We start from the raw sequence: 14,033 nt of genomic DNA, 5'->3' as shown, positions 1-14,033 counted from the left end.
ATGAGCCTATTTAGCACGCTCAATACCGGCAAAACGGCATTAAATGCTTCGCAAATCGCTATTGCGACGACCAGCCAAAATATTTCCAATGCCGACAATGATTCGTATACGCGTCAACGTGTTTCGTTTGCGGCAAGTACGCCTCTTTATACGCAAGGCGTTAGCATAGGTAGCGGTGTTTCCGTTACTTCGATCGTACGTATTCATGATGAGTTTGTCTACTCTAAACTTCGCGATGCCTCTTCAAATCTCTCTTACGATACGTTTGCGACTAAAACTTTGCAAGAAACGGCAAAATATTTCCCTGATTTAAGCGATTCGGGATTGGCGCAAGATTTAACGAACTATTTTACGGAATGGAGTAATTTAGCTTCTAATACGACGGAAGGTTCACAAAAAATCGCATTGATCCAAAAAAGCGTTACATTGACGACCAATATCCAATCGACGAGGGATTCGTTAAGAAATTTGCAAGACTCCATGAACACGCAATTAAAAACGGCCGTCGACGAATTGAATAGCCTTGGAAGTCAAATTGCCGATTTGAATAAACAAATCGGTATCGTCGAAGCAACCAAGGGAACATATGCCAATGATTTACGAGATCAACGCGATAAATTGGAATTGACGCTCTCTAAGTTGGTCAATATATCCGTTTTTAAAGGCAATATTACGAGTGATACGACCGTAGATGCCAATATGACCGATACGGGAAAGGAATATTATCTCAATATATCGGGTGCCTCGTTTGTAGACGGACCTACGTTTCATCCGATCGTTATCGATAACTCTTCCAACGAAAGCAGTTATTACTCCATCTCTTCGCAAATGCAAGACGGTAGTCTTTACGACTTGACGACACAGTTATCCGGAGGTAAAATCGGTGCTATTTTGGATTTAAGAGGGCGTGTAATTGATAAAAGCATCAACGGCGGATACCCGCAAGACGGTATTTTACAAGGCTATATAGATGATTTAGATAGTTTTGCTCAGACTTTTATTACGGAAACCAACAATATTTATGCTCAAAGTGCCCAAAAACGTATGGATAGTCCATCTTTATCGCTGAAAGGCAATGAGTCGCTGAAAAACGTTTACAATAATATGAACGACGGATCGATGGACGTCATCGTTTACGATACCAACGGAAAAGAAGTGGCACGTAAAACACTCACGATTAACGGTATGACGACGATGAACGACGATACGTTTTCGCAAAGTATCTTAACGCAATTTAACAGTGATACGGACGACAATCAAGACAACAACGCGCTGAATGACGTGAGTGACTATTTTAAAGCCGAGTTTATGGACAACGGTTCTTTTTCGATTAGCCCAACTTCTTTGAATAACGGTTATACGGTTGCCGTTAAAGACAACGGTAGTAATTTTCCGGGTATTATCGGAGTGAGCCAGTTTTTAACGGGTACCGACGCTTCGAATATTAACGTCAAAACGGAATATAAAGAAAACCCTTCCGCGGTTCAAGGATACGGAGCTCCCGTTTACGGAAATCATAGTGTTGCGAACAGTATGCTTCAGCTTCAATATACGTCGTTAAATTTTTACCATAAAGACGGCTCGATTTCTCAGGGTACGATACAAGGGCAATACAGCGCGTTTACGGCGAAGATTGCTACGGATGCTTCCGCGGCAAAAAGTCAATATGACACCAATGAAGCTTTAAATGCAACGATTACTTCTGAATTTCAATCGATTAGCGGTGTTAATACAGAAGAAGAACTGATTGATTTGATGCAATATCAAAAGTCGTTTGCCGCTGCCGCTAAAATTATTACGACAATCGATGAAATGTTAGATACGCTTTTAGGTATCAAATCCTAGTGAAACGCTTTCCTTACGCGAGCACCTGTTTATTGGTGCTCATTTTCTTTTTATGCTTCGGTGCGCCTTTTTTCTATCATGTTTCGCCTTACGATCTCCATCCCGACGCCATTTTGCTAGCACCCGATTGTGATCATCTTTTGGGAACCGATCGCTTAGGGCGCGATCTTTTAGCCCGTTTAATGCTCGGCGGTCAAATTTCGCTTTTAATCGGACTCGGTAGTGCTTTTATTGCAAGTGTCATCGGCTTGATGATCGGCATTAGTGCGGGGTTTTTTCAAAAAGGCGTCGATCGTTTGGTTATTATCGTGATCGATCTTTTTTTAACGTTTCCGACTTTTTTCTTACTCTTGGCGTTGATCAGTTATATGAACGCGTCGGTCTGGATACTTGTTGTGATTATCTCGGTGACGGGATGGATGGGAATGGCGCGTATGATTCGAAGCGAGAGCTTTGCGATTGCCAATGCGCCGTTTATCAAAATTTTACAACTCTCACATGTAGGAACGTTTAAAATTATTTTTAAATATTTTGCTCCTTTACTTGCGCCTATCTTTTTCATCAGTTTTACCTTCGGCGTTAGCGGCGCGATACTTTCCGAAAGCGGATTGAGTTTTTTAGGGATCGGCATTATGCCGCCTCAAATCAGTTGGGGCGTTATTTTAAGCGAAGGGCGCGACGTTATCGACATTGCGTGGTGGCTGAGTTTTTTCCCCGGCCTTTTGATCTTTCTCGTGACGTTTTCTTTGCTTCAACTTTCCGACTACCTCCAAGAAAAAAGTAACGAAAAAGAGGCTTTAAGCGATGCATAAAAGCATTGCCGATCGTTTACGCGAAGAAGCTCTTAAACGCAATTGCGCTTTAGAATTATCCGTTTCAAAACCCGATCCTTTAATGGTTGCTTCACGGTATAAAGACGAATACGTCGCTTTGGTTTGTGCGCTTTTTGCTTACGGAAATGCTCAAGCGATCGTGCATTTTTTAGAGAGTTTGGACTTTAGCCTTTTGGAAACAAGCGAATCGCATATCGCCGAGGCTTTGCAATCTTCGTATTATCGTTTTCAAAGCAGTCTTGACATTCAAGCATTTTTTATAACGCTCAAACGCCTCAAAGAGACGCACGGAAGTTTGGAAAAACTGTTTCTACGCGGGTATCGAAAAAAGCAAAACGTCATGGACGGAATTGCCGTACTGATCGACATGTTGTACGCTTCTAATCCGTATCGTTCAAAAGGGTATCAGTTTCTCTTAGGTAAAATGCCTTCATCTAACCCGACTTCCGCTTACAAACGATGGCATATGTATTTACGTTGGATGGTTCGTTGCGACGCATTGGACTTGGGTTTGTGGAACGAGGTTCGTCCTCAAGACCTTTTGATGCCCTTAGATACGCATACGTTTCGCGTCGGTCGAAAATTAGGGTTGATTGCGCGTAAAACATACGATTTTAAAGCGGTTCTCGAGCTGACCGATGCCTTAAAAACACTTGATCCTAACGATCCCGTCAAATTCGATTTTGCCCTGTATCGCTTAGGACAGGAGAAACAAATACTGTAAAGAAAGGCGGTTTTGATGAATGTAAGAAATTGGCTTCCTAGAAGCTATACGCTTTTAAAGGAAGGGTACACTTTCGCACACTTTTCTTCGGACGTGCTTGCGGGAGCGACGGTGGCGATTATTGCCTTACCTTTGGCGATGGCATTTGCGATTGCCAGCGGCGTAAGTCCCGAACGCGGTCTTTTTACGGCGATCGTTGCGGGGTTTATTATCTCCTTACTCGGAGGTAGCAGGTATCAGATTGGAGGTCCTACGGGGGCTTTTGTTGTGGTACTTTATGCGGTGATTTTAAAACACGGCTATGACGGTTTGGTGATTGCGACGTTTTTAGCCGGCGGAATGCTCGTTTTAATGGGTGTTTTTAAACTCGGCAATATCATCAAGTTTATTCCGTATCCCGTAACGGTGGGATTTACAAGCGGTATTGCCTTAATTATTTTTTCATCGCAAATCAAAGATTTTTTAGGCTTGCCGATTGCAAAAATGCCGGCGGAATTTACCGATCAATGGGTTTTGTATTCGCATGAAGTCTTACATGTGAATTATTACGCACTGGCTATAGGGCTGATCAGCATCGCGATGTTAATTAAACTTCGCCATCGTTTTCCGCGTGTTCCCGCTCCGATGCTGGTCATTGTTTTTGCTTCGTTTGCGGTTTGGTGGTTTAATATACCGGTTGAAACGATAGGATCGAAATTCGGATCGTTACCTTCGACGCTTCCGTCACCTTCGATCCCCGCTTTTTCGCTGGAAAAAATTCGCGCCGTTTTCCCCGATGCTATTACGATAGCGATTTTAGGGGCAATCGAGTCTTTACTTTCGTGTGTCGTTGCAGACGGTATGACGGGCGATCATCACCATTCCAACAAGGAGCTGATCGCTCAAGGCGTCGCTAACATCGGGTCGGTGCTCTTCGGCGGTATTGCGGCGACGGGTGCGATCGCTCGAACGGCAACCAATATTAAATCGGGTGCATACGGTCCGGTTTCGGGTATGTTGCACGCGTTGATGCTATTGATCTTTATGTTTTTGTTTTCAAAATTGATTTTATTAATTCCCTTGGCGGCATTGGCGGCAATTTTAGTGGTCGTTGCATGGAATATGAGCGAATTTCATCATTTTAAAGCGATTGCACTTAAGTCGGAACGAAACGACGTCGTCGTCCTTTTAATGACTTTCTTTTTGACCGTTTTTATCGATTTGAACACCGGCGTCCAAACGGGCATTATGTTGGCGGGTCTTTTATTTATCAAGCGTATGATCGACGTGACGGGGATTATCGACACGAAAGAGAGCGTGGTTATGCCTTTTGACGAAACCGACGAGCCGATTGACGAAACCGACGCGCATGCCATTAGCAATAAAATCGTCCCGCAAGGCGTCGAAGTGTATGAAATTAACGGTCCTTTCTTCTTTGGCGTCGCCGATCGTTTAAAAAATATTTTGGGCGAATTGGAAGATGCTCCTAAAGTGTTTATTTTACGAATGCGTCATGTTCCCATGATCGATGCGACGGGATTACATGCTTTGGAAGAATTTTTAGAGTTGTGTCAAAGCAACGGAACGGTTCTTGTACTCTCCGGCGTCAACGAGCGTATTAAACATAAAATGGAACGCCTCGGTTTTGATAAAAACGTCGGACAAGAAAACATTACCGATCATATCGATACGGCACTCCTTCGTGCCGATCGACTACTCAATCAGGAGATGCCATGCCCTACGTCAATATCAAAATAACCAAAGAAGGTGCCAGCAAAGAGCAAAAAGAAAAACTCATTGCGGGCGTGACCGATTTATTGGTCGACGTGTTAGGAAAAAATCGTTCGACGACCGTCGTCGTTATCGATGAAGTCGATACCGACAATTGGGGTATCGGCGGTGAACAAGTCACAAAGCTTCGCCAAAAAGCGAAGTCTTAATGAATGATTAAATGATTTATCGATACAATCACGCAAATAATAATTAAAGGAACGGTGTAATGGGTGAAATTTTTACCTTTGTAGGCTTAATCAGTCACGACCATAACTTTCTTTTCGTATCCCACATTCTTTTGGTAGCATTGATCGTCTTGGGACTCGCCAAAATGGCAACGTCTAAGATGCAATTGGTCCCAAGCGGCGTACAAAACGTTATGGAAGCATATCTTGTAGGCGTTATCTCTATGGGCAGAGACGTCATCGGAGAAGAGTTATCTCGCAAATATTTACCGCTTGTAGCAACCATCGGTTTGGTCGTTTTTGTTGCCAATATGATCGGTATCGTTCCCGGTTTTGAAGCACCTTCAAGCAGTCTAAACATGACATTGGCATTGGCGTTAATGGTTTTTGTTTATTATAATTTTGAAGGTATCCGCGTCAACGGCGTCGTTCACTATTTCGCACATTTTATGGGACCGGTCAAACTTTTGGCTCCGTTAATGTTTCCTATCGAAATCGTTTCGCATTTTTCGCGTATTATTTCCCTTTCCTTCCGACTTTTCGGTAACATCAAAGGCGAAGATATTTTCTTGGCGGTAGTTTTAATGCTTGCCCCTTGGGTTGCTCCGCTTCCCGCATATGCGCTTTTAACGTTTTCCGCACTTTTGCAAACGTTTATTTTTATGATCTTAACGTACGTTTATCTTGCAGGTGCGGTCTTGATCAGTGAAGAACACTAAAGATTTCTCGCGTTTTGAAAAACTGCTGAGCTTTTTGCAAGGTGCCTCTTGGGCTCTTGCAATTGCCGGCGGGACATACTTCTTTTTACTCTTCTTACCTTTCGGATGGATCGTCGCTTGCGTGATCGGGCTTTTTTGTTTTCTCTTCGGAGCACTTTTTGTGGTTGTTTTTGAAGTGGCGTCTTTGCAGATTGCCAAATTTTCGGAAGCGCAAAAGCAAACGGCTTTATTGCAACGCTGGATCGACACAAACGATGCTCAAACGCTATCTGATCACTGATCCGCTTTATTACACTTCCGATGCGCAAATCTGTGCGCAAAAACTTCGTGACATTACGCAAAAACACCACGTCGATTATATCTGTTTGCGCGATAAACATGTTGTCGATTATGCAGTGTTTGCTACGGAGGTTCTTGCTTTGCTTCCGCAAAATTTATATGCAAACGTCCTTCTCCATGGCGATTATCGTTTGGCTCATCGTTTAGGCGTTTTGGGCGTACATTTGCCCTCAAATGCGTTACATGTCGTTGAAGAGGCTAAAGCTTTAGGACTTTTTGTCGTGGTCAGTACGCATACCTTACGCGAAGCGGAAGAGGCACAAAAAAACGGTGCCGATGCGTTGACGTTTAGTCCCATCTTCGAATCCCCCGGCAAAGGAACGCCCGTAGGTTTAGAGAAGTTAAAAGAAATAAATGATAAAATCTCTCTCAAATGTTTCGCGCTTGGAGGTATCGTCAAACCTGCGCATGTCAAGGCGTGTGAAGCACTTGGGGTGTACGGAATTGCTTCTATCCGCTTGTTTTTAGATTAATCCGCAAAGGCTCATGAATGGAATTTGAAGTTGTTATAGGACTTGAGGTTCATGCTCAGTTAAATACGAAAACCAAAATTTTTTGCAGTTGTCCGACCAGTTTCGGCGATGAACCCAATACTAACGTGTGCGAGGTCTGCTTAGGCCTTCCGGGAGCTTTGCCCGTTTTAAATAAAGAGGCGGTGAAAAAAGCCATTGCGCTTGGAACGGCCATCAACGCAACGATCAATCGAAAATCTATTTTTAACCGTAAAAACTATTTTTATCCCGATTTACCCAAAGGGTATCAAATCAGCCAGTTTGAAATACCTATCGTCGAAGCAGGCGAGATATATATCGATTTTGAGGACGGGACGAAAAAACGCATCGGGGTTACGCGCGCGCATCTCGAAGAAGACGCGGGAAAAAATATTCACCACGGCAACGTCTCACATGTCGATCTTAACCGTGCCGGAACACCGCTGTTAGAGATCGTCAGCGAACCGGATATGCGCAGTAGCGAAGAGGCGGTTTTATACCTTAAAAAGCTTCATGCTATTTTGCGTTACCTCGACATTAGCGACGCGAATATGCAAGAGGGAAGTTTTCGTTGCGACGCGAACGTCTCGATTCGCCCGAAAGGCGATACGAAGCTTTATACGAGAGCGGAGATTAAGAACCTAAACTCGTTTAAATTCATCCAAAGAGCCATCGATTACGAAGTAGAGCGTCAAAGTGCGGCATGGGAAGACGGCGTATACGAGCAAGAAGTCGTCCAAGAGACACGGCTTTTCGACATCGATAAAAATGAAACACGCAGTATGCGTTCCAAAGAAGACAGTGCGGAGTATCGCTATTTTCCCGATCCGGATTTATTACCGGTTCTGATTCCCGAAGATATGTTAGCCGAGTGTATTCAAATCCCTGAATTACCCGATGAGAAAAGAGATCGTTTCGTAACGGAATACGGCATCAAGGCGTACGATGCAAACGTGATTACCGCAAGTGTCGAGACGGCACGCTTTTTTGAAACGATGATTGAACACGGTGCGAGTCCGAAAAATAGCGTGACGTGGCTAAGCGTCGAGCTTCAAGGTCGTTTGGGAAACGGCGTGACGATTATGACTTCGCCGGTTGATGCCGCGACGTTGGCATTGCTCGTCAAACGTATCGAAGATGCTACGATTAGCGGTAAAGCCGCCAAAGAGGTTTTGGACTATTTAATGCAAAATCGCGTCGGTGTTGATGAAGCGATTGAAACGCTAGGCTTACGACAAATGAGCGATGAGGGCGCGCTGGTAGCGATCATCGATGCGATTATTGCCGCAAACGGCGATAAAGTCGCCGAATACAAAGCGGGTAAAGAGAAGCTTTTTGCTTTTTTTGTCGGACAAGCGATGAAAGAGAGCAAAGGAACGGCCAATCCTTCCAAAGTCAACGAGCTTTTAAAAGCCAGACTTCACTAACGCAAAGGTTTTTTGTGAGTATAGCGGTCATTGGAGCGGGAAAATGGGGGCAAGCACTTCAGTTTGCTATTTCCCGCAATGTTACATGTAAGATTACGTCGCGACACGCAAAATCCGTTGAAAATTTTGTAGGACTTGAAGAAGCCCTTCAAAGCGACTATCTCATTTTTGCTTTACCGGCGCAAGTCGTGCGAAGTTGGTTGGAAGAGCATTTTCGCTTTTCGGGGCAAAAAATTTTGGTTGCCGCAAAAGGAATCGAACAAGGAAGCGGAAAATTTTTAAATGAAATTTTTGCACAGTACGTACCCGAAACCCATCTGGCATTTCTTTCCGGTCCTTCGTTTGCTTCAGAAGTGATGCAAGCTCTCCCCACGGCGGTCGTCGTCAATGCGTCCAATGAAAGCCTTGCCAAAGAGTTTTGCGCATTTTTCCCTTCATTTATCAAAACCTATATTTCGCAAGACGTCATCGGCGCGGAAGTTTGCGGTGCCTATAAAAACGTTTTGGCGATTGCTAGCGGTATTTGTGACGGGTTAAAACTCGGCAATAACGCACGGGCGAGCTTAATTGCCAGAGGCTTGGTCGAGATGCAACGCTTCGGTCATTTTTTCGGTGCAAAAGAAGCGACGTTTTTGGGGCTTAGCGGTGCGGGCGATCTTTTTTTAACGGCTTCGAGTACGCTTTCGCGTAATTACCGCGTCGGTCTTTTTTTAGCGCAAGGCAAAGCTTTAGACGCGATTTTGGAAGAATTAGGCGAAGTGGCGGAGGGTGTTTATACCTCTGAAGCCGTTTTCGAGCTTTCTGCAAAACACGCTATTTATACGCCCATTGCTCATGAAATTGCTTTGATCTTAAAGGGAAAGGCTCCCAAACAAAGCGTGAAAGATTTATTGGCGGATTGATGAAACGAATTTTTTTACTGACGGCATTGTGCCTGAGTCTTGCCTGTGCGAAAAGCACGTCGTTGGAAGAGATGATTGCCCAAATGATCGTGATCGGATTTGACGGAACGAAAGAGAGCGATAAGTGGGTTGAACAAGTCGCGAAAGATATTAAACGCGAAAAAATAGGCGGTGTTTTTTTAACGGAAAAAAATATCCAAAATGTTGCCCAGTTGAAAAAATTGACCGATTATCTCAAAGCGCAAGCTCCGGCAGATGCGGCTTTGATCGTTGCGGTTGAACATGACGGAAGCGATGCAAATCTCTTTTCCCTCAAAAAAGGCTTTGCTCCCGCATACGGTGCCAATGAAATCGCAACGAGTAAAGACGTGAACGAAACCGCCTCGATTTACGACGCCATGTGCTCTTCTATGGCAAAAGGCGGCGTAAACGTCAATTTAGCTCCCGTACTCGATTTACAACGTAAAATCGCCGGTAATGCCAAAGAGTCGGAGCGTTCTTATGCTTCTTACGAAGAGATCGTTACCACGTATGCCCTTTTATTTATCGATGCGATGTATCGAAACGGTATGACGCCTGTCGTTAAGTATTTTCCCTATGCGGGAGCCAATTTATGGGATGATTTTTCAAGCCGCGCGGATGCTTCGGCTTCATGGCGATTTGAGCAACTCAAACCCTATTACGACCTCATTGCTTACGATAAAATCGACGCGGTTTTGATGTCGCATGCCAAGATTAACGATTTAGATCCGAAAGAGCCTTCGCTTTTTTCCAAAACGATCGTTCAAAACTTATTGCGCGATAAAATGCACTTCAAAGGCGTCGTTTTTGTGCATAATTTACGTACCGACTCTTTGCCTAATACGCTCGATTTTAAACAACGCATTATCCGAAGCGTACAAGCCGGCGGCGATATTCTTGTTTTTACCAATTATTTTGCCGATAATGCCAGTATGCCTTTTACGGTTCAAAAAATTCTATTAGATGCCGTTCGTAGCGGAGAAATTTCGCAAGCTAGCATCGAGCAATCTTACGCACGCATCTTGACGTTTAAAAAAAATCTATCCAAGCGAGGAAGCTATGCTTATTAAAAACGCACGAATTCACGAAAAAAGACAAGACGTGTTGATTCAGGACAACAAGATCGTTGCGATCGGCGAAAACCTTAACGCTCCTATGCATGAGGAGGTTTTAGAGGCTAACGGTATGGTTTTGCTTCCGGGAATGATCGATCTTAACGTACGTTTTTCCAATAGCATTCTCAACCAAGACCATATCGACAAACTCGCACAAAGTTGTCTTAAAGGCGGTGTAACGACGGCGGTGGTGATGTCGGATTTTACGCCTCGTTTGGAGAGTGCGACGCTTTTGGAGTTGGTAAAATTTAAAATTGATCAAGCTAAAGTCAATATTGTGATGAGTGCTCCTTTGGCGGATCAAAAAGAAGACCAACTGCACAATATTGCCACGTTGCTCAATAACGGAGCTTCGGCGATTTTGGCCGATTCGCACCGTAATGCCAACTTGCTTCGCCGCGGAATGCAATACGCTACGATGAAAGACAAACCGGTTTTCGTACAGTGTTACGAGCCGAATCTTGACGATAACGGATTGATGAACGACGGATGTATCGCTTCGACGCTAGGACTTTCGGGAATTTCCAAGATTTCCGAAACGGCCGAAGTAGCGAAAGTCTGTGAAATGGCACTTTTTTACGGTGCTAACGTCGTTTTAAAATCGCTTTCGACGAAGCGTTCTTTGGAGATAGCCCAAGCGCATAAAAAAGCATGCCCTTCTTCTCTTTTTACCGAAGTTTCGATTCATCATCTGTCCAAAAACGATGCAAGCTGCGACGGTTTTAATACTTACGCTAAATTGATGCCTCCTTTGCGCGAAGAAGACGAAAGAATTGCCCTAATCGATGCTTTGAAAGCGGGAATGATCGATTGCGTTACCTCTTCGCACTCTCCTAAATCGATTTTGTATAAAGACGTCGCGTTTGAGGATGCGGAGTTCGGTATCGGATCGATTGAAGAATTTTTAACTTTGGCGTATACGTTTTTAGTCAAAAACGGTACGATCGATTTGCAAACACTTGAAACGTTGTGTGCACGCAATCCGGCAATGATTTTAGGCTTAGAGCATAAAGGAAAAATTGAAGAAGGATGCGATGCGGACGTCGTTTTGTTTGATCCTAACCCTACCTATACCGTGACGAACAAACACTCTTTATACTATGGTGATACGTTATACGGTCGAGTCGCCAAAGTGATCGTCGGCGGAAAACTTTTGTTTGAAAACGAATAAGCTTCGACACAACTTCTAATAATAAATACGCGAGAGGTAAAGCCCGCAGGCGGGAGCTAGCGTTGAGCTGATCTTCTTGCGTTTATCTCGCTGTGCGATTAAATCTTCAGGCGACAAAGAACCGCTCTCGACTTTTAAGAGCATATCGGTCATCATACGAATTTGAGATCGTAAAAAAGCGTCGCCTAAAAAGTAAAGAATGATTTTTTTTTGATAACGATAAGCTCCGGCTTTAAAAATAGTACGCTCTTCTCCCGTCGTTCCGCCTCCTGTTTTTTTAAAAAAACCGAACGCGTGTTTTCCTTCAAAAAGCTTGGCAAGCGTATCGAGTTTTGCAACGTCAAGAGAGCTTACATGTAAAGCGTAAGCACTTAAAAAAGGCTGGTACGTTCCTTCGTACATAACATAGCGATAAAGCCTTTTTTTGGCGTCGAAGCGGGCATTGAAGCATTCGTCTACCGGCTCAATCTTTTTGACGTAACAATGAGGCATTAAAGAGCGGTTCAAATAATGACGCAATTTTGTAAGGTCGCTCCAAGGTGTCGGAACGTCAAAATGCACGACTTGTGCTAAGGCGTGTACGCCCGTATCCGTACGCCCGCTTGCAACGGGAGTCGAGTCGATATGAAGACGCTTTAGGGCTTTCTCCAGTGTACCTGCAACGGTTTTAACGTCGGCGTCAAAGGCTTGTTTTTGCAAGCCGTTAAAGGCACTCCCGTCGTAGCTGAGGGTTACTTTAACACGCATATCGATTTAAAAAACACGGCGAATACGTTTTTGATAGAGTACGTACGAAGCGATCATCGTGATCGCAAAAACAATTAGCGGCGCATATTGCGGTAGTTTTGAAGAAAAAACCGTCGTAAGCGTCAAATAAAACGCAAGGCACAAAAAGATACCCATGTAAATACTCTCTTTATTGTAACGATACGTCACGATGCCGATGCTCATTGCGATCATCGTCGAGGCAATCGGGAAGAGGGCGACGGTGAGGAAAAAGGATAAATCGTAAGCGCGTTTCCAGTTGACGAAAACGTCGTTCCAGTACTCCTTAACCGTTTGTATCGCCCCGACGGCCGTTTTAGGTTGACTATTGATATACATCGTTTCAAAATCGGTTTGACCGATGCCGTCTTTTTGAAATTCAAAGACTTTGCCCGCATCAAGATGTAAACGTAATATGCCGCTTTCATTATTGATCGTAGCGGCATTAGCGAGAATCAATTGCTCTTTATCCTCTTGTTTTTCGGGATTGTGGTAAAGCGTAATGCCTTCGTATTGTTTGGCATTATCGCTGTGTTCAATGTAGACAAGCCAGTCCGAAAACTTTTGTCCGAATTCATTGGCTTTGATATTAAATTTTGCTTCGGCTTTTTTATATTCGATAAAATTGCTGTTAAGCTGTTTTGAAATCGGTACGAGAACCATAATATCTATCAAAAGAATCACAGAAAGTCCCGTTGCTAGGCTCATAAAAAGACGCGTAATTTTTTTAGGATCGTAGCCGAGCGTAAAGAGTACAATCGTTTCGTTCTCTTTCGAGAGGTTGTACAAAGAGATGCTCAAAGCAATGAAAAACGTAATCGGAAGCGTATAAACCAGCGTTTTGGGCAAAAGGTAGATATAAAGCGTTCCGAGCTCCCAAAAATTCATCGTAATGATGGCCGTTAAGGCGGTAATTTTAATGAAAAAAACAATCGAGGTGATAAAAAACAGAATAAAAAAAAGTGCGCTAAAAAGCTCTAAAAAGTGTTTCAAGAGATAAAAAGATGCTTTATTCATACCAATGTTCCATAAACGTTAAAATAGGATGATCGAAAATCCATGCAATCAAAAGTCCCAAAGATAAAAATGGGATAAAAGGCAGTTCATAGCCTTTTTGACGCAGAAGCATAAACGCGACTAAAGCGATGAGTGCGGCAAGGTAAATAGCGGCAAATCCGAGCGTTATCCCCAGTATCGCTCCGATAATTCCGGCGATGATACTGTCGGCTTCACCCATCGCCTCTTTGCCGGAAATCGCCGAGACGCTTAAGCGAAGCAGTGCAAAAGCTCCTAAGAAGACCAATCCGTTTTGAAGAGATTCAAAGGGCAATCGATACAAAAACGAAAGAAACAGTGCCGGAAGCGATAGTGCGTCGGGCACGGCTTTATAGCGCATATCGATGATGCTGAGCGCAAGTAAAAGAGAAAAAATCGTTCCTAAAAGCAAGGCTTGCGGCCACGTAGAGACGCGCCATGCAACGAGCAGGTAACACAGTGCGCATGCTGCTTCGACGAGCGGGTATTGTTTGGAAATAGGCGTACGGCAAAAAGCACATTTCCCTTTAAGTCCTAGCCACGAAATCAAGGGAATATTGTGATACCATTTGAGCGGATGAAGACAATGCGGACAATGCGATGAGGGAAGTGCGATGCTTTCGTTTTTCGGCAAACGCAAAATAACGACGTTTAAAAACGAGCCGATGCACGCTCCAAAAATTCCTATCGCCAAAAAATACATACCCTA

Annotated in this window: 15 protein-coding genes; 12 read left to right on the top strand and 3 right to left on the bottom strand. The window is 43.9% G+C overall.

Annotation, left to right across the window (positions count from 1 at the left end; translation table 11 throughout):
* Genes flgK through UCH003_RS07140 form a run of 12 tightly spaced genes read left to right on the top strand, consistent with a single transcriptional unit; the run spans position 1 to position 11,524 of the window.
* Entirely contained in the window at positions 1 to 1,845 is a 1,845-nt protein-coding gene (gene flgK / locus UCH003_RS07195) for a flagellar hook-associated protein FlgK (RefSeq protein WP_060825984.1), read from the top strand.
* Entirely contained in the window at positions 1,845 to 2,657 is an 813-nt protein-coding gene (locus tag UCH003_RS07190) for an ABC transporter permease (RefSeq protein ID WP_060825983.1), read from the top strand. The genes flgK and UCH003_RS07190 overlap by 1 nt, the downstream gene beginning before the upstream one ends.
* Positions 2,650 to 3,402, top strand: coding sequence for a TIGR02757 family protein (locus UCH003_RS07185; protein ID WP_060825982.1), 753 nt, complete (start codon positions 2,650 to 2,652; stop codon positions 3,400 to 3,402). The genes UCH003_RS07190 and UCH003_RS07185 overlap by 8 nt, the downstream gene beginning before the upstream one ends.
* A gap of 15 nt (positions 3,403 to 3,417) precedes the next feature.
* Entirely contained in the window at positions 3,418 to 5,139 is a 1,722-nt protein-coding gene (locus UCH003_RS07180) for a SulP family inorganic anion transporter (RefSeq protein ID WP_060825981.1), read from the top strand.
* On the top strand, positions 5,115 to 5,321 hold the full coding sequence (locus tag UCH003_RS07175) for a 2-hydroxymuconate tautomerase family protein (protein WP_039674406.1): 207 nt from the start codon (positions 5,115 to 5,117) through the stop codon (positions 5,319 to 5,321). Before UCH003_RS07180 ends, UCH003_RS07175 begins: the two co-directional genes overlap by 25 nt.
* Before the next feature lie 59 nt (positions 5,322 to 5,380).
* Positions 5,381 to 6,058, top strand: a complete 678-nt coding sequence (locus UCH003_RS07170) for a F0F1 ATP synthase subunit A (RefSeq protein WP_039674407.1) — start codon at positions 5,381 to 5,383, stop codon at positions 6,056 to 6,058.
* Complete coding sequence (locus UCH003_RS07165) at positions 6,045 to 6,338, top strand: hypothetical protein (RefSeq protein WP_039674408.1); 294 nt, start codon at positions 6,045 to 6,047, stop codon at positions 6,336 to 6,338. Before UCH003_RS07170 ends, UCH003_RS07165 begins: the two co-directional genes overlap by 14 nt.
* Positions 6,313 to 6,870: a thiamine phosphate synthase gene (locus UCH003_RS07160; protein ID WP_060825980.1), complete on the top strand. Its 558-nt coding sequence runs from the start codon at positions 6,313 to 6,315 to the stop codon at positions 6,868 to 6,870. The genes UCH003_RS07165 and UCH003_RS07160 overlap by 26 nt, the downstream gene beginning before the upstream one ends.
* A gap of 17 nt (positions 6,871 to 6,887) precedes the next feature.
* Complete coding sequence (gene gatB / locus UCH003_RS07155) at positions 6,888 to 8,315, top strand: Asp-tRNA(Asn)/Glu-tRNA(Gln) amidotransferase subunit GatB (protein WP_060825979.1); 1,428 nt, start codon at positions 6,888 to 6,890, stop codon at positions 8,313 to 8,315.
* Between the two features lie 14 nt (positions 8,316 to 8,329).
* The gene (locus tag UCH003_RS07150) at positions 8,330 to 9,217 is read left to right on the top strand and encodes an NAD(P)H-dependent glycerol-3-phosphate dehydrogenase (protein ID WP_060825978.1); all 888 of its coding nucleotides are present in this window, start codon (positions 8,330 to 8,332) and stop codon (positions 9,215 to 9,217) included.
* Positions 9,217 to 10,308: a glycoside hydrolase family 3 N-terminal domain-containing protein gene (locus UCH003_RS07145; protein ID WP_060825977.1), complete on the top strand. Its 1,092-nt coding sequence runs from the start codon at positions 9,217 to 9,219 to the stop codon at positions 10,306 to 10,308. Before UCH003_RS07150 ends, UCH003_RS07145 begins: the two co-directional genes overlap by 1 nt.
* Positions 10,298 to 11,524, top strand: coding sequence for an amidohydrolase family protein (locus UCH003_RS07140; RefSeq protein WP_060825976.1), 1,227 nt, complete (start codon positions 10,298 to 10,300; stop codon positions 11,522 to 11,524). The genes UCH003_RS07145 and UCH003_RS07140 overlap by 11 nt, the downstream gene beginning before the upstream one ends.
* 15 nt (positions 11,525 to 11,539) lie before the next feature.
* On the opposite strand, the gene truA is transcribed toward UCH003_RS07140, so the two are convergent.
* The 3 genes from truA to UCH003_RS07125 are packed head-to-tail and all read right to left on the bottom strand — an operon-like array spanning position 11,540 to position 14,027.
* Complete coding sequence (gene truA / locus UCH003_RS07135; RefSeq protein WP_060825975.1) at positions 11,540 to 12,271, bottom strand: tRNA pseudouridine(38-40) synthase TruA; 732 nt, start codon at positions 12,269 to 12,271, stop codon at positions 11,540 to 11,542.
* Between the two features lie 6 nt (positions 12,272 to 12,277).
* A complete protein-coding gene (locus UCH003_RS07130) occupies positions 12,278 to 13,306 on the bottom strand; it encodes an LptF/LptG family permease (RefSeq protein ID WP_060825974.1) in 1,029 nt (342 codons plus the stop codon).
* Positions 13,299 to 14,027 (bottom strand): prepilin peptidase, encoded by a 729-nt coding sequence (locus UCH003_RS07125; protein WP_060825973.1) that lies wholly within the window; start codon positions 14,025 to 14,027, stop codon positions 13,299 to 13,301. Before UCH003_RS07125 ends, UCH003_RS07130 begins: the two co-directional genes overlap by 8 nt.
* Positions 14,028 to 14,033: the final 6 nt, after the last annotated feature.

Source organism: Sulfurospirillum cavolei, assembly GCF_001548055.1.
GTDB lineage: Bacteria > Campylobacterota > Campylobacteria > Campylobacterales > Sulfurospirillaceae > Sulfurospirillum.
The sequence above is the reverse complement of the archived record's forward strand: the minus strand, read 5'-3'. Positions and strand labels throughout refer to the sequence as shown.